Annotated in this window: 21 protein-coding genes; 6 read left to right on the top strand and 15 right to left on the bottom strand. The window is 60.8% G+C overall.

Going from position 1 to position 17427, the window contains the following annotated elements:
• Positions 1-2 precede the first annotated feature (2 nt).
• From FHT69_RS29745 to flgF, 6 genes are all read right to left on the bottom strand, one after another.
• Entirely contained in the window at positions 3-347 is a 345-nt protein-coding gene (locus FHT69_RS29745) for a flagellar hook-basal body complex protein FliE (protein ID WP_168332635.1), read from the bottom strand.
• Positions 348-349: 2 nt separating this feature from the next.
• Positions 350-766, bottom strand: coding sequence for a flagellar basal body rod protein FlgC (flgC, locus tag FHT69_RS29740; RefSeq protein WP_028755550.1), 417 nt, complete (start codon positions 764-766; stop codon positions 350-352).
• A 4-nt stretch (positions 767-770) separates the two neighbouring features.
• Entirely contained in the window at positions 771-1163 is a 393-nt protein-coding gene (flgB, locus tag FHT69_RS29735) for a flagellar basal body rod protein FlgB (RefSeq protein ID WP_097544547.1), read from the bottom strand.
• Between the two features lie 185 nt (positions 1164-1348).
• The gene (locus FHT69_RS29730) at positions 1349-1891 is read right to left on the bottom strand and encodes a flagellar protein (RefSeq protein WP_097544546.1); all 543 of its coding nucleotides are present in this window, start codon (positions 1889-1891) and stop codon (positions 1349-1351) included.
• 2 nt (positions 1892-1893) lie between these two features.
• The gene (fliI, locus tag FHT69_RS29725) at positions 1894-3291 is read right to left on the bottom strand and encodes a flagellar protein export ATPase FliI (protein ID WP_183906341.1); all 1398 of its coding nucleotides are present in this window, start codon (positions 3289-3291) and stop codon (positions 1894-1896) included.
• Between the two features lie 118 nt (positions 3292-3409).
• On the bottom strand, positions 3410-4144 hold the full coding sequence (gene flgF / locus FHT69_RS29720) for a flagellar basal-body rod protein FlgF (RefSeq protein ID WP_028755554.1): 735 nt from the start codon (positions 4142-4144) through the stop codon (positions 3410-3412).
• A 255-nt stretch (positions 4145-4399) separates the two neighbouring features.
• On the opposite strand from flgF, the gene motA reads away from it, so the two are divergent.
• The 6 genes from motA (at position 4400) to FHT69_RS29690 (ending at position 9788) form a co-directional block, all read left to right on the top strand.
• Entirely contained in the window at positions 4400-5272 is an 873-nt protein-coding gene (gene motA / locus FHT69_RS29715) for a flagellar motor stator protein MotA (protein WP_097544545.1), read from the top strand.
• The gene (locus tag FHT69_RS29710) at positions 5273-6223 is read left to right on the top strand and encodes a FliM/FliN family flagellar motor switch protein (protein ID WP_183906340.1); all 951 of its coding nucleotides are present in this window, start codon (positions 5273-5275) and stop codon (positions 6221-6223) included.
• 65 nt (positions 6224-6288) lie between these two features.
• Positions 6289-6876, top strand: coding sequence for a flagellar motor switch protein FliN (gene fliN / locus FHT69_RS29705; RefSeq protein ID WP_028755557.1), 588 nt, complete (start codon positions 6289-6291; stop codon positions 6874-6876).
• A 28-nt stretch (positions 6877-6904) separates the two neighbouring features.
• Entirely contained in the window at positions 6905-7945 is a 1041-nt protein-coding gene (gene fliG, locus FHT69_RS29700) for a flagellar motor switch protein FliG (RefSeq protein WP_028755558.1), read from the top strand.
• Between the two features lie 314 nt (positions 7946-8259).
• Positions 8260-9339, top strand: coding sequence for a flagellar biosynthesis protein FlhB (gene flhB / locus FHT69_RS29695; RefSeq protein ID WP_097544543.1), 1080 nt, complete (start codon positions 8260-8262; stop codon positions 9337-9339).
• 5 nt (positions 9340-9344) lie between these two features.
• On the top strand, positions 9345-9788 hold the full coding sequence (locus tag FHT69_RS29690) for a hypothetical protein (RefSeq protein WP_028755560.1): 444 nt from the start codon (positions 9345-9347) through the stop codon (positions 9786-9788).
• A gap of 56 nt (positions 9789-9844) precedes the next feature.
• Here the strand turns inward: FHT69_RS29690 and visR are convergent, their stop codons facing one another.
• From visR to FHT69_RS29645, 9 genes are all read right to left on the bottom strand, one after another.
• Entirely contained in the window at positions 9845-10591 is a 747-nt protein-coding gene (visR, locus tag FHT69_RS29685) for a transcriptional regulator VisR (protein ID WP_097622997.1), read from the bottom strand.
• A gap of 8 nt (positions 10592-10599) precedes the next feature.
• Positions 10600-11346 (bottom strand): transcriptional regulator VisN, encoded by a 747-nt coding sequence (gene visN, locus FHT69_RS29680; RefSeq protein WP_028755562.1) that lies wholly within the window; start codon positions 11344-11346, stop codon positions 10600-10602.
• A gap of 428 nt (positions 11347-11774) precedes the next feature.
• Positions 11775-13466 (bottom strand): flagellar basal-body MS-ring/collar protein FliF, encoded by a 1692-nt coding sequence (gene fliF, locus FHT69_RS29675; protein ID WP_097544540.1) that lies wholly within the window; start codon positions 13464-13466, stop codon positions 11775-11777.
• A 198-nt stretch (positions 13467-13664) separates the two neighbouring features.
• Entirely contained in the window at positions 13665-14054 is a 390-nt protein-coding gene (locus FHT69_RS29670; RefSeq protein ID WP_028755564.1) for a hypothetical protein, read from the bottom strand.
• A gap of 16 nt (positions 14055-14070) precedes the next feature.
• Positions 14071-14625, bottom strand: coding sequence for a chemoreceptor glutamine deamidase CheD (gene cheD, locus FHT69_RS29665; protein ID WP_028755565.1), 555 nt, complete (start codon positions 14623-14625; stop codon positions 14071-14073).
• Positions 14622-15011, bottom strand: coding sequence for a response regulator (locus FHT69_RS29660; protein ID WP_003556488.1), 390 nt, complete (start codon positions 15009-15011; stop codon positions 14622-14624). Before FHT69_RS29660 ends, cheD begins: the two co-directional genes overlap by 4 nt.
• A complete protein-coding gene (gene cheB, locus FHT69_RS29655) occupies positions 15012-16055 on the bottom strand; it encodes a protein-glutamate O-methylesterase CheB (protein ID WP_047613585.1) in 1044 nt (347 codons plus the stop codon).
• Complete coding sequence (gene cheR / locus FHT69_RS29650) at positions 16052-16960, bottom strand: protein-glutamate O-methyltransferase CheR (protein WP_028755567.1); 909 nt, start codon at positions 16958-16960, stop codon at positions 16052-16054. The genes cheB and cheR overlap by 4 nt, the downstream gene beginning before the upstream one ends.
• The gene (locus FHT69_RS29645; RefSeq protein WP_028755568.1) at positions 16957-17424 is read right to left on the bottom strand and encodes a chemotaxis protein CheW; all 468 of its coding nucleotides are present in this window, start codon (positions 17422-17424) and stop codon (positions 16957-16959) included. The genes cheR and FHT69_RS29645 overlap by 4 nt, the downstream gene beginning before the upstream one ends.
• Positions 17425-17427 lie beyond the last annotated feature (3 nt).

The following is a 17427-nucleotide window of genomic DNA, read 5'->3' as shown; positions in this document are numbered from 1 at the left end:
AGTTACATCTGCATCTTGGTGACTTCGAGAAAGGCCGAGACGACCTTGTCGCGGATGGCAATTGCGGTCTGCAGCGTCTGCTCGGCCTGGAGCATGGAATCAACGACTTCACGCGTCGTCGCTGTACCCTTGATCCCGGCAAAAGACATGCTTTCCGCACCCTTCAGGCTGCTGACCGCATCGCTCGCCATGTTGCCCATGACAGATGCGAAGCTCATGCCGTTGGCCGCACCGGCGGTGCCCGGCATGGTGGCGGCGGCAGACGATGAGGCGGAATTTTCGGTGTCGACGGCGCCAAGCGCGCGGGTCATCGAAAGATTGCTGACATTCTGGACGCTGCTGATCATTATTATTGGCTCTTCAGGAGATCGATCGTGGAGGAGATGAGATCGCGGGTCTGCTTGATCGTCTGCAGATTGGCGTCATAGGAGCGGTTGGCTTCGCGCATGTCGGCCATCTCGACGAGGATGTTGACGTTCGGCAGCTTGACGACGCCCTTCTGGTCCGCAGCCGGATTGCTGGGGTCGAATTCCGTGCTGAAATCGCCTTCGTCGACACCGACCTTCTTGACGTTGACCGTCTCGACGCCGCTGGTGCGATCCATCTGCTGGCCGAAGGTGATTGTCTTGCGGCGATAGGGGTCAGCACCGGGCGTATCACCGGTCGAGCGGGCGTTGGCGATGTTCTCCGAGACGATGCGCAGGCGCGTCGACTGCGCCTCGAGTCCCGAACCGGCGATTTTCATTGCTGCTGAAAGCGGATCCATGATTTTACTTCCTGACGGTCATCAACATCATACGGTTGAAGGAACTGACCAACGAGGTGTTCAGATCGTACTGGCGCTTGATATCGCCCGACTTGGAGAGCTCTTCGGCCAAACCGACCGTATTGCCGGATTCCTGGATGCCGATTTCCTGGTCGAGTGCCGCTTCCTTGACGTCGATATCGCCGCTGTCGCTGAAATCATTGCCGCTCAGATGCGCCGGATTGGTGCGCGCCATGGTGATATCGGACTTGTCGAGCACGGCGTCAAAAGGCGTGACATCCTTGGCATGGAACTTCGGGGTATTGGCATTCGCGATGTTGCTGGCAACAACCTGCTGACGGACCGTCAGCCATTCCGCCTGTCGCGAAGCCAAGTCGAAAAGTTGGATCGGTTGCATGAGAACTCTCCGTTTTTACTGCCCCGAACCTAGTGCGGTAATCTTGCGTGGGACTTACGGGAATTCAGGCTTCGAGCCGCTTTTCGGAGAAGGCCACGGCTAAAGGAAAGCGGAGCTCCAAAAGGAAACCGGGCTCCGGCCGGTTCGCGGCGGAGCCCTTTCGTGTTCGGCACCTGCGGGCAGGTTCAATTGTTCTGGTAGGTCTCGCCCTTGGAGGTGACGATCACCCATTTTCCGTCGCGCTGCTCGAGGGCCGCAAGGCGGCTTTCGTCGGGCAGGATCGAGCCGATGCGCACCACATACATGCCCGAGGTATCCTCGATCAGCGCCCGGCCGTTGGAGACGTGCAGCAGGCGGAAGGAAGATTTGCCGGGAAAGGGCTGATCTTCCAGTATCGGGCCACCATCGCGCTCCTTGCCGAGATCGGAGACCGTCGCCGTCGTCAGCGGATCGATCGGCGGAGCTTTCTTCTCTCCCTCGTTCTTGTTGACCATGGCAAGCGGCGAGACGCTGAAGACGTTGCGGGCCGGCCAATCCGGCAGGTCGCGGGAATTGCCGCTGGCGGCGACGTTGATGCCGAACTTGTCCTCGTTGAAGAACACATACCAGGGGAAGAAAGCGGCGGCGCCGGCCAGCGCCAGGCCGGTGAAGGTCAGAAGCCGATCCAGCATGGCGGTCTTCCTGCGCTGCTTCAAGGAAGCGATGCGTTCGTCGTCGAATTCAGCCACGTCTATCTCCTCTGAATCTGTCCGCCCTGATTGCCCATACCGGCTGCGGCCTTGAGCGCGCCGGCGAGATCGGCAAAGGCATCGGGCGAGTCACGGTCGCCCGGCGACTGCTTCAGGACGTCGTAAATGATGGGCACCTGCTTGACCGCCATGTCGAGATCGGGATCGGCGCCCTGGCGATAACCGCCGATCAGGCGCAGGTCGCGCGTCTCCTCGAAGCGGTGGATCAGCACTTTCAGCCGCGACACCAGCTTTTCCTGGTCCGGCGTCCAGGCCTTGCGGGCGAGACGCGAGATCGAGGCCAGCGGATCGATCGGCGGATAACGCCCTTCTTCGGCGAGACTGCGCTGCAGGACGATGTGACCGTCGAGAATGCCGCGCGTCGAGTCGGCGATCGGGTCGTTGTGGTTGTCGCCGTCGACGAGGATCGAGATGATCGCCGTGATGGTGCCGGCGCCCTCGGGGCCGGGACCGGCGCGTTCCAGCAGGCGCGGCAGCTCGGTGAAGACGGACGCGGGATAACCGCGCGCGATCGGCGGCTCGCCGGAGGCGGTCGCCACTTCGCGGATCGCATGGGCGAAACGCGTGACGCTGTCGACGATGAAGAGGACGTTCTCCCCCTTGTCGCGGAAATGCTCGGCGATGGTGACCGCCGTCAGCGGTGCCATCTTGCGCAGCATCGGGCTCTCGTCGCTGGTGGCGACGACGGCGATCGCCTTCTTCATATTGCTGCCGAGCGTATCCTCGATGAATTCGCGCACCTCGCGGCCGCGTTCGCCGACGAGAGCAATGACAACCTTGTCGAAGGCATCGGCGCGGGCGAGCATCGACAGAAGCGTCGACTTGCCGACGCCGGAACCGGCGAAGATGCCGAGGCGCTGTCCGAGGCAGAGCGGCGAGAAGATGTCGATGGCGCGCACCCCGGTCTTGAAGCCGGTCTGAACACGCTTGCGGGTCATCGAAGGCGGCGCGGTGTTGGAGATCGAGCGGCGATCGAGGCCCTCGGTGATCGGACCCAGCCCGTCGATCGGCTCGCAAAGCGAGTTGACGGTGCGCCCGCACCAGCTGTCCGACGGCGAAATGCGGAAGGCGCCCTTGCGGATGACCGTATCGTGGATGCCGATCGGCTCGCCGGGTTCGATCGGGCAGACATAGATCAGGTCCGGCTCGACGCGCGCGACTTCGCCGAGATGGATGCCGGTGGCCGATTTATGGGCGACGAACTCCCCGAGACGAACATGGCGGGAGAGACCGCGCACCGTGTAATGGCCGGCGGCGATGGTCTGCACGCGACCGCCATGGGCAACGGCGAACTCCGGCGATGCATAGCGCTCGACGAGGCCTGCCAGATGCGCCAGCTTCGGGGAAAGGCCGTCCTCGGACAGTAGCCTGGTGCTCATGCTTCAAGTCCCGCCCTAAAACACGTCGCGTGCAGCATGCAGCATGCGCCGCATTTTCGGCCTTTGCTCTTATGCATGCCGTCCTCCCAAAACCGCCGGACATTTCTGGCGACGTGCATCAGCGGCTGCCCCCAAGCGTCTGGACGGCTTCCTTGAAGGAATCCTCGCTGTCACGCATCAGCGACGAAACGCTTTCGAAGGCGCGGTTGACTTCGATCAGCTGGGTGATCTCGCGCATGGCGTTGACATTGGAGTTTTCGAGATATCCCTGCTCGACACCGATATTGAAGCGGTCGACAACGGCGCGCGGCTGGTCGGTGGTCATGATGCCGCTGTTTTCGTAGCGCAGGTAACCCTTGCTGATATCGGCTTCGAACAGACCGAGCGAAGCGACCTGGCGGTCGGCCTGATAGATGATGCCGTCGGTGCCGACGGCCGGCTCGCCGCCCTTGGTGTTGAGCTGGATCGGCGCGCCGCCGGCGTCGAGAACGGGATATCCCCTGATCGACACGAGTTCGCCGGTATCCTTGATCGTGAAGCGCCCGTCCCTCGTCAGCACGCGGCCGGCCGGCGTATCGAGCGCAAACCAGGCATCGCCCTTGATGGCGAAATCGAGCATGTTGCCGGTATGCTGCAGTTCGCCATTTCCTTCGTTCAGGTAGTCGTTGCCCTGGGAAACGAAGGCGACCTTGGTATTCAGCTTGTTCTTGGTATTCGCCACCATCTCGTCGAACTTCACCTCAGTGGCGCGAAAACCGGTGGTGTTCACGTTCGCCATGTTGTCCGCGATGGTGTTCAGGCGCTTTTCGAGGGCCATCTGCGACGACAGAGAAACATAAAGACCGGATTGCATGTCGGTAAGCTCCAAGCATTGGCGATGAACGGAACGAAAAGCCGGGCGTCGTCTTGAGTGGTTCGGCCGGGATTTCGCTGAGGCGGCATCTCAGAAAACGGGTGCGGACACCCATTCGTCTCCTTTAGACTGACGGCAGATGCTTGCGCGAAGCTGGCACGTGGAAATGCCTTGCGAGCGGCCTTTTCATCAGCCTCACGCAAGGCAGAAATCCTATCCGTCTTAGAGAAAAGTAACGTTCAGATTGGGCTGACGATGAATATCATTATCGGATTTATAGTGACTTGCGGCTGTGTCATCGGCAGCTTCATGGCGATGGGCGGCCACGTGGACGCCCTGTTCCAGCCCTTCGAATTCGTCATCATCGGTGGCGCCGGTCTCGGCAGCTTCATCATGGCGAACCCGATGAAGGTGGTGAAGGATTCCGGCAAGGCGCTCGGCGAAGCCTTCAAGCACGCCGTGCCGAAGGAACGCAATTATCTCGACACGCTCGGCGTGCTCTATTCGCTGATGCGCGACCTGCGCACCAAGTCGCGCAACGAAATCGAAGCCCATATCGACAATCCGGCCGAATCGACGATCTTCCAGCAGGCTCCGACTGTTCTAAAGAACAAGGAACTGACAGCGTTCATCTGCGACTACGTGCGCCTGATCATCATCGGCAACGCGCGCAGCCACGAGATCGAAGCGCTGATGGATGAAGAGCTCAACACCATCATGCACGACAAGATGAAGCCCTACCACTCGATCCAGATCATGGGCGATTCCTTCCCGGCGATCGGCATCGTCGCGGCCGTTCTCGGCGTCATCAAGGCGATGGCCCACATCAATGATTCGCCTGAAGTGCTCGGCCATTTGATCGGCTCGGCGCTTGTCGGCACCTTCCTCGGCATTCTCTTGTCTTACTGCGTCTGCTCGCCGCTGGTCTCGCAGATCAAGGTGGTACGCAACAAGCAGCACCGCCTCTACGTCATCGTCAAGCAGACACTACTTGCCTATATGAACGGGTCGGTGCCGCAGGTCGCTCTCGAATACGGCCGCAAGACGATTTCGGCCTACGAGCGTCCGTCCATCGATGCGGTCGAACAGGAAATGATGAATCCAGGCGGCGAAAACAAGGCGGCTTAAATGACCATGAGCAATCCTTCGCACGACAAACCGGCTATGGATCCTGCCCTTCTCGCCAAACTGACAGGCGGGCTTGGCGACAAAGGCAGGGTCGCCAAGATCTGCAGCTCCTTTGGGGAAATCTACAGCGAATTCTTTCCCGACGTCATCAAAAGCGAGACCGGGCTCGACGTGACGGTCAACTATCTCGGCTGCGAGATCGGCTACAAGAACCATCTGGTCGACGACCTGAGTGCGAACGTCACGCTCGTCGACGCGACGCTGCGCAACTGGTCGCAGAACATTACGCTGGCCTGCGGCAACGGGTTCGTCATCACGCTGATGGAGCACCTGCTCGGCGCCACCGCCGATACGATCGAAGAACCGGCCGATCGGGTGCTTTCGATCATCGAACTCGATCTGGCGGTCATGGTCTTCGACAAGATCGCCAAGGTGCTGCGCTCGGCCGTCAACGCGCCGGGCGGCTTCGAACCGAGCCTTTCGGCTCCGCACTCCCATGACACACGCGCCCGCCCGGCCGAGGATCGCCCGGACGAGTTCGCCGCCGCCATCAACATGTCAATCACCCTTGCCGGCATCGTTTCGGAATTCGCATTGATCGTTCCGCAGACGGCGCTGCTCAAGACCACGGTGACGCCGCCGAAGCCGAAGCGCCAGGCTGGCAGCAGCTCGGCGGAATGGACCGAACAGCTCGGCGACCAGGTCCGCCGCTCGCATGTCACGCTCGAGGCCAAGATCAGGCTGCAGGACCTGACGCTGCGCACGATATCGAAGCTGATGGTCGGCGACGTCATTCCGTTCCACGACAGCGGCGACGTGCGCGTCGAGGTCAGCGCCAACAGCAAGGAATTGTATGTGTGCGAGTTCGGGCGTTCAGGCGAAAACTACATGGTCCGCGTCAAGGATACGATGAACTCGGATGACGAGCTCATCCGTCATTTAATGAATTAATCGGTTCTCTGGCTTTTGGGCTGCAAAGGCAGTTTGAGGCAAGTTTCAACTGGAATAGTGATTTCATGGCTACGAAGAAAACACAGCAGAACAGCGACCTCTCCCTGGATATTCCGGGCAGCGAAGCGGATCTCGACCAGGCGATCGACGATCTGCGCGGCGTGCTGAAGCAGGATGCCGATGGCGACCTACCGCAGTTTGGCGACGACCTGCAGAGCGACCCTTTCGCGACAGGAACGGACCTGGCGGCCTTCGGCGGCGAGGCTTCGGAAAGCCCCTTCGGCAGCGACGACTTCGGCGGCGATTTCGGCGCTGGCAATGCCAGCCAGGCTGCCGGCATGGATTTCGGCAGCAGCGCCTCTTTCGAGGGCTCGCCGGCTCCGCTCGGCAGCGCTTTGAATTCCAATTTCGATCTGATCATGGACATTCCGATCGATGTCCAGATCATGCTCGGCACCAGCCGCATGCAGGTCTCCGGCCTGATGAACCTCAATGAAGGGGCGACCATCGCCCTCGACAAGAAGATCGGCGAACCCGTCGAGATCATGGTGAACGGCCGCAGGATTGCACGCGGCGAAATTACGGTGCTTGATCACGACGACACGCGATTCGGTGTGAAACTGATAGAAGTTTTGAGTACGAAAAAAGCCTGATCCCTGTGTGGGACGGAGAGGTTAGACCATGATGGACTTTGACGATTTCGGCGGCGCGCTAGCCGGGAAACCGTTGACCCAGGCTGAAAAGGCGGCGGCTGTTCTTCTCGCTATGGGAAAGGGCGTCGCCGGCCGGCTGCTGAAGTATTTCACCCAAGCCGAACTTCAGACCATTATCTCATCCGCCCAGTCGCTTCGTGCCATTCCGCCGGATGAACTGCTGCTGCTCGTCGCCGAGTTCGAGGACCTCTTCACCGAGGGCGCCGGACTGATGGACAACGCCAAGGCGATCGAGGCCATTCTCGAAGAAGGCCTGACGCCCGACGAGGTCGACAGCCTGCTTGGCCGTCGCACCGCATTCCAAGCCTACGAAACCTCGATCTGGGATCGCCTCAGCGAAGCGGAGCCGACATTCGTCGCACAGTTCCTGCTGCGCGAACATCCGCAGACCGTCGCCTATATTCTTTCGATGATGCCTTCCAACTTCGGCGCCAAGGTGCTGCTGCAACTCCCCGACAATCGTCGCGCCGACATCATGAACAGAACGGTCAACATGAAGACGGTCAGCCCGAAGGCCGCGCAGATCATCGAGAACCAGGTCATGACGCTGCTTGCCGAGGTCGAGGCAGAGCGCAATGCGGCCGGCTCGACGAAGGTCGCCGATCTCATGAACGAACTCGACAAGCCGCAGGTCGACACGCTGCTCACCTCGCTCGAATCGATCAGCCGCGAATCGGTCAACAAGGTCCGCCCGAAGATCTTCCTCTTCGAAGACCTCATGTACATGCCGCAGCGCAGCCGCGTCTTGCTGCTCAACGACATTTCGACGGATGTGCTCACCGTCGCGCTGCGCGGGTCGCCCCCCGAGATCCGCGAATCGGTTCTCTCGGCCATCAGCCCACGCCAGCGCCGCATGATCGAATCGGATCTGCAGAGCGGCATGGGCGGCGTCAATCCGCGCGAGATCGCGATTGCCCGCCGCGCCGTGGCGCAGGAAGCGATTCGCCTGGCCAATTCCGGCCAGATCGAACTCAAGGAGAAAGAAGGCGACGCTTCGGCAGCCGCCTAAAACGCGTCGCAGTGCGCTGATTCATGCGACTCGTTTTCGCTCCGTCTATTGTGCACGTCGTTTTCCCGTTGCATGCATCGGCACTTCGAGACTGTTGACAAATCCGGCATGCCGTACGGCAGCTGTTGATCGCCGTGCCACAGGCGACTACCCTTCCAGCAATAGGCTGCGCTCCAAAGCGCGTCGCAGAGAACCCGGTTCCTGCGACGCGCTTTGGGTCTTTGTTTTGATGCATGTCGTCATCCCAAAACCGCTGCACATTTTTGGGCGGCATGCATTAGCTGCAGCCTATTTCTTTGACGGAGGGCCGCGACTTGGCAGACGATGACAAGGACAGCAAAACAGAAGCCCCGACCGCGAAAAAGCAAACCGATGCCGCGGAAAAAGGCAACGTGCCGTTTTCGCGCGAGCTGTCCATCTTCGCGACCATTCTCGCCACCTACATCTATCTGGTGTTCTTCCTCCCCGACAGCGTCGGGCGCATGACGGAAACGCTGCGCGACATCTTCGAGCAGCCCGACCAATGGAAAATCGAGACGGGGCCGGATATCCTATCGCTGTTCGTCCGTATCGGCTGGGCAAGTGCGGCGCTGGTGGCGCCCGCCTTCATCCTGTTCATGGTGTTCGGCATCGCCTCCGCCGTCTTCCAGAACCTGCCGACACCGGTGCTCGAACGTATCCGGCCGCAGTTCTCGCGCATCTCCCCGGTCAAAGGCTGGACGCGGCTGTTCAGCCTGCCCGGCCTCATCGAATTCGGAAAGTCGCTGTTCAAGGTCGTCATCGTCGGGATCATCCTGTTCTTCGTGATGAGAAGCGAATATTTCAGCTCGATCGACGCGATGTTCTCCGATCCTCAGACCATCCTCGTGCGGACGACGACGGCGATGCGCAAGATCATCATCGTCATGCTGATCGCCACCGCGATCGTGGCGATCGCCGATCTTTTCTGGACGCGCCATCACTGGTTCACCGAACTGAAGATGACACGCCACGAGGTGAAGGAAGAAAACAAGCAGGCGCAGGGCGACCCCTTCGTCAAGGGCCGGCAGCGCTCGCTGATGCGCGACCGCGCGCGCCGGCGTATGATCAACAATGTGCACCGGGCGACGCTCGTCATCGCCAACCCGACGCACTATGCCGTGGCGCTGCGTTACGCGCGTGAAGAAAACGACGCACCGGTGGTGCTGGCCAAGGGCCAGGACCTCGTCGCGCTCAAAATCAGGGAGATCGCCGAGCAGAACGGCATACCGGTGTTCGAGGATCCTCCGCTTGCGCGCTCCATGTTTGCGCAAGTCTCGATCGATAGTGTCATACCGTCAGTCTTCTACAAGGCCGTTGCGGAGCTGATCCACCGGGTCTACGCCGCAGACGCCAAGAACAAACGGGTAAGATAAGCCGAATGAAAAAATGCCCCCACTCTACCCAGCGTGAAAAGATCCTCGCCGTTGCGATCAGCCCGGTCGCCACGGAACTGCGCCTTCTGGATGCCTCTGACCTTATTTCACTGCTGCGCTTCGAGTATTACGGCAACCTTTCCGATCTCGTCGCGTCGGCGGCGGAGCTTTTCTTTCATCCGGGCACGGTGAATTTCGGCCTGGGCGGCAACTATACGCTGGAGTGGGGCGGTAAGCCCGAGGTCGTTCTCGATCTGGAAATCAAGCCACGCGGCGTCACCGTCTATGCCCAGCTCACCCTTGCCGAAGATCACGCCGGCATCGAGATCAATCATATCGCTTTCCAGGATCCATCGGCCGATCCTGACGAGAATACCGTCTTTCTCGAAAAGAGCCTCCGGGAAGCCCGTTACAACGTCAACCAACCGCCTCGGGCGCTGGCCGGCTGACGTCCTCTCAAGACAATCGAGCATTCATCCATATTGGATAGAAGAACGGCGCTGGTTCAGCTGATGTAGCCGAGCCGGATCGCCTTGGCGATCGCCTGTATGCGATTGACGGAATCGAGCTTGATGGTCGCCGAGCCGAGATAGGCGTTGACTGTGTGCACCGACAGGCCGAGCTTGTCGGCGATCTCTTCGCTGATGCGGCCGTCGCCGGCAAGCTGCAGACAGGCGATCTCGCGTTCGCTCAAGGCCTCGGCGGCAGCCGTGCGGCGTTCATCGAGCGAGAGCAGATCCATCATGATATGGCAGCAGCGACCGTGCAGTTCGACGATGGTATCGCTCGACGGATCGATCTCATCGCCGGTGAAGAGGATGAAACCATTGCCGACGGCGCCGAGCCGCACCGGAAAGGCAAGGCCGGAGAAAGGCAGAATACCGTTCTGCAGCCGTGTCATGAACGGCGAGAAGTCGGCCGGGCCGGGCGCCGGGCGATCGTGACCGCCGGCCCATGAGAGCGGCAGCAGCGACTTGTCGATATGGTCGAGAAGGATATCGCTGTAGGCATCGATGAAGGCCTTGCCGAAACCGGCATTGGAAGAGCCCCAGTTCTCGAGTTCGCAGACCAGGCGCTGCTTTGCCGGTAGGCCCGAGCCGCTGACGCGGAAGATCGCAAAGCCTTGCGCATCGGCGAGCTTCTGCATGGCGATCAGCCGCGGAAAAAGATCGGACCGGCTGGAAATCCTGTTCACACGCACCATGCGCAGCTGCTCGGCGCTGCTCATCGTCCTGCCTGGTGAATGTGCCATGGATCCCCCTATACGAGATTATTGCGGACGGCGAAGGCAATGGCCTCGGAGCGGGTCTTGGTCGCCGTCTTGCGCATCACGCTGGTGATGTAGTTGTTGATGGTATTGCGGGAGATTCCAAGGATCATCGCGATCTCGTCGCTGGTCTTGCCCTCGGCGATCCAGAACAGGCATTCGAGCTCGCGGTCCGTCAATTCGAAATCGCGATCGACCTTCGTGCCACCGCAGCGAAGGAAGCTCGCGACATAACCTGCAAGCAGGCCCACATCGCGCAGGCGCTCCGGCGAAAGGATGAACCCTTCGCCGAACAGGAACATCAAGGCCAACCGCGACCGGCCGACATTGAAGGTCAATGAACAATATTGGCGGCTGGCGCCGTCCGGCACATCGGCACTATCCGGCAGAAGCGCAAAATTCGGCTGGAAGACCTGCATGCATTTTTCCAGCTCGGTCGAACGGGCATAGCCGCTGACCAGATCATTGGCGATGTCCTTGACCAGATCGAAAGGCCAGTCGGACGAAACGATGAAATCGAGGCCGCTCTCCTGAATGAGATCGCAGCGCGCCAGAAGATAGTGCGAAGCACCCACATACTCCGTCAGCGCGCGCAGACCGGACTGCAACCTTCCAGTGTCGGCGACACCGTGCAGGCGCTGGATCACTTCATCGCGGGGTAATAGACCCGGCGCCACCGCGCTCGCGAAATTCGCCATCTGCCTCTCGCCCTTGCTCGCCTGAAGTATGTTCATATCCATTGGCAACGTCCTGCGGCTGAGAAACGATCAAACTCGGTGCAACAGCAATTTTTCTGTAAAGGATTCAATTCAAGTCCCGCTGGAATCCCATTTCGAATCACCTAAGGGTAAGCCAGCCGATGTAAATCACCATCTCCGACTTCTAGGGATTTACATCAGCTGCCGTCCATGCACTGATTCGAGCACCATTCGCACCCTTCAAGATATAGGGGAGGCTAAGGTGATTCTGGCTGTACCGCAACTTGATTCGCGTTTTACGCGAGTATACGTCAACAAGTTTCTCTAAAGCGGCATTCACTGCAGTCAAGCCTATCCTATTCGAATTGCTGGCGCCGGTCGTCATTTGCTTTGCGGGAACCGATACATCCCGCGGCAGGGCATAGTGCTTGCTACCGACATGAAAAAAGGCCGGTTGCCCGGCCTTTCCCTTACGCTGCGTCGTCGATCGCCCACTTCCGGAGGATTTTCGCGGCGCGCTCCTCGTTGATCTCGACCATGCGAGAGAGTTTGCGTTCCGGGCCTTCCTTGACGCGCCGGTTGAAGTTTCCGTCGTCGTCGCCGAGGCTGAGCAGGTCCTCGGTGCTGTCGAAGCCGAAGTCGGACCCGAAGCCGTCCATGAGAGCACCTCCGGACCCTCCTGCCGCAGGCGCGAAGTCGGGAAGCTCGAGGCCGGCCGCTTCCGGCGTGGCGTCGCCGAGAACCGAGGCGCCGCCGTTGCCGCTGACGCTGCGCACCAGAGGCCGCAGGCCCATCCAGACCACCACGAAGGCGACCGCGACGAAGGCGAGCGAGTTGATGATGCCGGCAAGGTTGCGGCTCAGCATGTCCATGACGCGGACACCACCGGTGGCGTCTTCGAGCAGCTGGTTCTCGAGGAAGTCCATGGCCGTGACGGTGACCACGTCGCCGCGCTTGGCGTCGATACCGGCCGCCGACGTGACGATCTTCTGCATCTCGGCAAGATAGGCGTCGATCTTGGCCTGATCGGCAGGCTCGCCGACCATCTTGGCGATGCGGCCCTTGTTGACCACTACGGCGATCGACAGCTTCTCGACCTTGTAGCTGTTGCGGGTCGTCGCCGTCGTCCTGCTGTTGATTTCGTAGTTCGTCTGCTCTTCGCGCTTGTCGGACTTGTCCTGCGATTCCGGCCCGGCGGAACCGCCGGCCTCGGGAGCCGCTTGCGGGATGTTCTGCTCGACCGTCGTCGCGCTATCGGATGTCTTCTGCTGCGACTGCTGGGCTTCCTTCGTCGAGCGGACCGAGCGTTCGACCTTGGATTCGGGATCGTAGGTCGTTTCCTGGATCTGCTGGGCGTCGGTGTTGAGGTCGGCGGTAACGCTGGAGCGGAAGTTGTCCATGCCGAGGAACGGCGCCAACGCCTTGTCGATGTTGGATTCGACTTCCTGCTGGACGTTCTGGACGATGTTGAGCGAGCGGTTCAGCGAGCTGTTGCTCGCCTCGTCGCCGGATGCAAGCAGCTGACCGGCGGAATCGAGGATCGTCACGTCATCGATGTCAAGCCCCGGCACGGCCGAGGCGACGAGGTGGCGGATCGAGGTCGCCGCGCTGCGCCCCGCGGTGGCGCTGGCGCGAATCATGACGGAGGCGGTCGGCTTCTGCTCGGCCTTCCGGAAGTTTCCGACCTCCGGCATGACGATATGGACTCGCGCGGCTGTTATACCCGAGATCGATTGGATGGTACGGGCGATTTCGCCTTCCAGCGCTCGAACCCGCGTCACCTCCTGCATGAAGGAGGTCAGGCCGAGGGAGCCGACATTGTCGAAAAGTTCGTAACCGGCATTGGCGCTGTTCGGCAGGCCGCGCTCGGCAAGCATCAGGCGGGCCTTGCCCGTCAATCCCGCGGGGACGCTGATGCTGGAACCGTCCGTGCCGACCTGGAAATCGATGTTGGCTTCGGCAAGCGCCATGCTGATCTGATTGAGATCCGGCGAATCCAGACCGACATAGAGCGTTTCCTGTGCCGGCTTGTTGACGAAAAGGGCGGCCGCAAGGACGATTGCGATGGAAACGGCACCGACGCCTCCAAGAATCATCAGGCGCGTTCGGCCCAGGGAGCCGAAGTTCTTAAAGATCTGAACTAATTGATTTAACAGATTCATTCTGTTCTCGCACGATCCGTCAAAGACAAAGCAGGCTTATTGCCTCATCAGACGAATAGTCGGCGAAACTTGTGCGAGCGTTTCGTGAAGCGCTGCGGGAGCGAAAAGGCCTAATGCCGTCGCCCGGAAGAAAATAGTGATTTTGGGATAACGACCTGCACAAGCACGTCGCATGAATCCGGTTTGGCGCGAGGTGCTTTAGAAGAAATCGAAGTCGCCGGCTGCCTTGCTCAATGGCTGGGAATGGCCGTGGCGGGTGGCGCCGCCCAATGCCTTCTGCATCTCGGCCAGCTTGACGAGGCTGAGCGCGGTTGCGACGTCGACCGACCAGCCGTGCGGGATTTCGCCGGTGATGGTGTCGATGAATTCGGCAAGGCCGCGCGATTTCTGCACGGCGAGATCAATGCCCTGCATGACCTTCATGGCATCCGGCGAATTCAGGATTTCCGCGCCGCCGAGTTCGAGAAGCTGCGGCTCGATGCGCTCGATCAGATAGGCGACGTCGTGCAGTTCCGAAACGATGCGCATCAGGATGTCGCTCAGCGCTTCAACGGGCGCAGGCGGCTCCATCACCGGGTTAAATGTCATATGAAAATCCTCGCCATCAAAAAAATTCGATACTGGTTTCGACGGGCTTCTGCGGAGCGGCGGGACGCTGCTCGAGCGCGACGGTTCTCTGCGTTTCGGCGCCGGTCAGGGGGTATTGCCGCGCACGACCGGAGACCGGCCAATATTCAAGCTTGCGTCCATGTTCTCCGCCGGTGGAGGAACCGACCACCGGAATGCCTTCATCCCTCAGGAACTGCACGGCGAAGGCCGCGTTCTGCTCACCGACATTGGAGAATGTCGAGATCGTCTTCGCGCCGCCGAAGATCTTTGCCTCCAGCCGGTCGCGCCGGGCGCCCTGCTTCAGGAGACCGTTGATCAGCAGTTCCATCAGATGCACGCCGTAGCGCGTGGCATCGCCGCCTGATGTCGGCGAGGTCGCCGAACCGGGCAGCAGGAAGTGGTTCATGCCGCCGACACCGGCGATGGGGTCTCTGAGACACGCAGCCACGCACGAACCGAGAATGGTCGAGAGGACCGCATTCGGATCGCTCAGAACCTTGTACTCGCCCTGAATGATGTGCACGCGGCGGGCTGCCCCCTCAGTGATCATTTCAGGGCTCCAAACACGGCTTCGATGGCCGCTTTCATCTTCTCGATCGTGAACGGCTTGGCGAGCACGTTGTTGGCGCCGAGCTGGGCCGCCTTCTGTACCAATGCGCGGTCACCCTGAGCGGTGAGGATGATGAAGGCCGCCTTCTTGGTGTTCGGGTTGGTGCGCACGGCCTGCAGGAAGCCGATGCCATCCATCTTCGGCATGTTGAAGTCCGAGATCACCAGATGGTGCGGCTGCTCGGCCATGATCTTCATGCCCTGCTCGCCGTCACCGGCCGACGTGATCTGTTTGAAACCGAGCTGGGTCAGCGCGTCGCTGAGCAGCAATCGGCTCGTTACCTGATCATCGACGATCAGAACTTTGATTTTCTCCGCGATCGACATTTATTCGGTCCCTTCCTTTCGGGCGGCTGTCATTTTCAATATTTCTTCACCGATGGCAGACAGCGGCAGCTGCTGCTCAACGGCGCCAAGTTCGTGGGCAACCCTTGGCATTCCGTAAACGACACAGGTTTTTTCGTTCTGGCCGAGCGTTCTGGCGCCGGCGTGGCGCATTTTCAACAATCCGGCGGCGCCATCGCGGCCCATTCCGGTCAAAATCACGCCGACGGCGTTGCGGCCCGCCAGTTCCGCGACCGAATCGAACAGCACGTCCACGGATGGGCGGTGGCCATTGACCGGCGCACGGTCGACGAGGCGGCAGGAAGGCGCCGAGGCGCCGCTGACCTGAAGGTGACGCTCGCCGCCGGGGGCCAGATAGATCTTGCCGATCTCGAGGCGGGCCCCATCGGTCGCTTCCTGCACCACCGGGGCACAGAGGCGGTTCAGCCGTTCGGCGAAGCTCTTGGTGAAGGTCGGCGGCATATGCTGGGTGATGACCGTCGGCGGGCAATTGGCCGGAAATTTCTGCAGCACGGCGATCAGCGCTTCGACGCCGCCGGTTGACGAGCCGATGGCGACGATCTTACGGCCGACGCGGAAATCGGCGACGGAGGGCGGTGGCGTTGGCGCGGCGGTGGGCTGCGAGAACTGGCGCTGCGTACGCGCGGCGGCCTTGACCTTCTCGGCGAGGTCGCCGAAGGGCCTGAGTTCGCCCGGGCCCGGCTTGCCGACACAGTCGAACGCACCGATCTCCAGCGCCGCAAGCGTCGCCTCGGCGCCGCGATGGGTCATGGTGGAGACCATGATCACCGGCATCGGGCGCAGCGTCATGATCTTCTCGAGGAAATCGAGACCGTTCATGTTCGGCATCTCGATGTCGAGCGTCACGACGTCCGGGTTCAGCCGCTTGATCGCCTCGCGCGCTTCCAGCGCGTCGCCGGCCTGGCCGATGACGTTGACCTCGGGATCGGAACTCAGGACGGCAGTGATCAACCCGCGCATCGTCGGCGAGTCGTCAACAACGAGAACCCTTGCCGGAGCGCTCATGCCTTCCTCCCGAGACCTTTGGTCGTATAGCGATAGGTCGTGATGCCGATATTGTCGAAGACGTGTTTTGCCTCGCCTGAAACACGCTCGGAATGGCCGATATAGAGATGACCGCCTTCCGGCAGCAGGCCGGCGAAACGCTGCCAGATCTTCATCTGCGTCGGCTCATCGAAATAGATGACGACGTTGCGGCAGAAGATGACGTCGAACTTGCCCTTGAACGGCCATTGCGCCATCAGGTTCAGCTCGTTGTAGGTGATCAGCCGCTTGACGCGGTCGTCGACCTGGAACTTCCTGCGGCCCTGCACCTCGACTTCGCTGAACCATTGCTTGCGCATGGCCGGCGAAACGGTTTCGAGCGCGTTCTCGTCATAGGCGCCGGCCCGGGCGATCGCCAGGATCTTCGGGTCGATGTCGGTTGCCAGAATCTTGAAGTCGTAATCGGCGACATTCGGCATCAGCGACAGCACGGTCAGCGCGATGGAATAGGGTTCCTGGCCGTCGGAGGAAGCCGCCGACCAGATGCGCACCCTGCCGCCCGATCTCGCCCGCTGCAGCAGCTCCGGCAGGACATGGTCGCGCAGATGGTCGAAATGGTGGTTTTCGCGGAAGAAGCGGGTGAAATTGGTGGTCAGATGCGACAGCATCTCGCGGCGCGCCGGGGCGCCGGCCGGCGAAGCGACGAGGTCGCAATATTCCCGGAAGCCGGACAGGCCGAGATTGCGGATATGTTTCGACAGGCGCGAATAGACGAGCGACGCCTTCGTCTCGTTGAGGAAGATGCCGGCATCCGAATAGATCATCGCGGCGATCTCCGTGAGGTCGCGGCGCGTCAGCGGATATTCTCCGCTCGCCAGGACCTCGTCGGATCCCTGCCTTTGATCTTTTGCGCCCATTACACTCATGCGGCTTCGCTTTCGGTCTCTGAAAAGAGGGATTCGAGTTCGATCAGGCAGATCATGCGCTTCTCGATGGCGAGAATACCGCGGGCAAATTGACGCTCGAGTTCGGAGGAGATCTCGGGCGTCGGCTGGATGGTTTCGTCGGTCACCGTCAGGATATCGGAGACGGCGTCGACCAGGAGGCCGACGACCTTGCGCCGGACCTGGGCGACGATGATGACATGACGGGCAGTCGGATCGGCCGGCTTCATCCCCAGCCGGGCGGCCAGATCGATGATCGGCAGCACCGCGCCGCGCAGGTTGATGACACCAAGCATATAGGCAGGCGAGTGCGGCATCGCGGTCGCCGGGGTCCAGCCCCGGATTTCGCGAACCGACATGATGTTCACGCAAAATTCCTGATCCCCGATGCGGAACGCGATCAGCTCGCGATCCCCCTCGTTCAGATTTTTTACAGTGTACGACATTCC

It is taken from the genome of Rhizobium sp. BK008 (assembly GCF_014197345.1).
Taxonomy (GTDB): domain Bacteria; phylum Pseudomonadota; class Alphaproteobacteria; order Rhizobiales; family Rhizobiaceae; genus Rhizobium; species Rhizobium anhuiense.
This window is presented reverse-complemented; position numbering and strand designations above follow the sequence as displayed.

Bases quoted from the DNA above. Each gene is read 5' to 3' on its own strand.
- flgC (WP_028755550.1), bottom strand. From the start codon at position 766: ATGGATCCGCTTTCAGCAGCAATGAAAATCGCCGGTTCGGGACTCGAG.
- visN (WP_028755562.1), bottom strand. From the start codon at position 11,346: ATGGATATGAACATACTTCAGGCGAGCAAGGGCGAGAGGCAGATGGCG.
- FHT69_RS29645 (WP_028755568.1), bottom strand. From the start codon at position 17,424: ATGTCGTACACTGTAAAAAATCTGAACGAGGGGGATCGCGAGCTGATC.
- cheR (WP_028755567.1), bottom strand. From the start codon at position 16,960: ATGAGTGTAATGGGCGCAAAAGATCAAAGGCAGGGATCCGACGAGGTC.
- FHT69_RS29745 (WP_168332635.1), bottom strand. From the start codon at position 347: ATGATCAGCAGCGTCCAGAATGTCAGCAATCTTTCGATGACCCGCGCG.
- fliI (WP_183906341.1), bottom strand. From the start codon at position 3,291: ATGAGCACCAGGCTACTGTCCGAGGACGGCCTTTCCCCGAAGCTGGCG.
- FHT69_RS29670 (WP_028755564.1), bottom strand. From the start codon at position 14,054: ATGACATTTAACCCGGTGATGGAGCCGCCTGCGCCCGTTGAAGCGCTG.
- fliN (WP_028755557.1), top strand. From the start codon at position 6,289: ATGGCTACGAAGAAAACACAGCAGAACAGCGACCTCTCCCTGGATATT.
- FHT69_RS29660 (WP_003556488.1), bottom strand. From the start codon at position 15,011: ATGTCGATCGCGGAGAAAATCAAAGTTCTGATCGTCGATGATCAGGTA.
- FHT69_RS29710 (WP_183906340.1), top strand. From the start codon at position 5,273: ATGACCATGAGCAATCCTTCGCACGACAAACCGGCTATGGATCCTGCC.
- flgB (WP_097544547.1), bottom strand. From the start codon at position 1,163: ATGCAACCGATCCAACTTTTCGACTTGGCTTCGCGACAGGCGGAATGG.
- FHT69_RS29690 (WP_028755560.1), top strand. From the start codon at position 9,345: ATGAAAAAATGCCCCCACTCTACCCAGCGTGAAAAGATCCTCGCCGTT.
- cheB (WP_047613585.1), bottom strand. From the start codon at position 16,055: ATGAGCGCTCCGGCAAGGGTTCTCGTTGTTGACGACTCGCCGACGATG.
- visR (WP_097622997.1), bottom strand. From the start codon at position 10,591: ATGGCACATTCACCAGGCAGGACGATGAGCAGCGCCGAGCAGCTGCGC.
- fliG (WP_028755558.1), top strand. From the start codon at position 6,905: ATGATGGACTTTGACGATTTCGGCGGCGCGCTAGCCGGGAAACCGTTG.
- motA (WP_097544545.1), top strand. From the start codon at position 4,400: ATGAATATCATTATCGGATTTATAGTGACTTGCGGCTGTGTCATCGGC.
- fliF (WP_097544540.1), bottom strand. From the start codon at position 13,466: ATGAATCTGTTAAATCAATTAGTTCAGATCTTTAAGAACTTCGGCTCC.
- flgF (WP_028755554.1), bottom strand. From the start codon at position 4,144: ATGCAATCCGGTCTTTATGTTTCTCTGTCGTCGCAGATGGCCCTCGAA.
- cheD (WP_028755565.1), bottom strand. From the start codon at position 14,625: ATGATCACTGAGGGGGCAGCCCGCCGCGTGCACATCATTCAGGGCGAG.